The sequence below is a fragment of the Streptomyces sp. GbtcB7 genome (genome assembly GCF_019091445.1).
Classification (GTDB): Bacteria; Actinomycetota; Actinomycetes; order Streptomycetales; family Streptomycetaceae; genus Streptomyces; species Streptomyces mirabilis.
In genome coordinates, this window is the sequence record NZ_JAGXJM010000325.1 from 1 (window position 1) to 265 (window position 265).

The following is a 265-nucleotide window of genomic DNA, read 5'->3' on the forward strand; positions in this document are numbered from 1 at the left end:
ACTGGCGATTGGGACGAAGTCGTAACAAGGTAGCCGTACCGGAAGGTGCGGCTGGATCACCTCCTTTCTAAGGAGCATCTAGGCTGCCGGGCTTGCCCGGTGGTCCAGGGCCATTACGTCGGCACACGTTCGACGGTGGTTGCTCATGGGTGGAACGTTGATTATTCGGCACACTTGACTGTCTTCTCCTTCCAGTACTGCTCTTCGGGGCGTGGAACGAATGAGGGAAGCGGCAAGGGTGCCGGGCACGCTGTTGGGTGTCTGA

1 rRNA gene is annotated in these 265 nt (G+C 58.9%); it reads left to right on the top strand.

Annotated features, from left to right (window positions below):
• Nucleotides 1-67, top strand: a 16S ribosomal RNA gene (locus KVT44_RS56190); the annotation flags it as partial.
• Nucleotides 68-265: the final 198 nt, after the last annotated feature.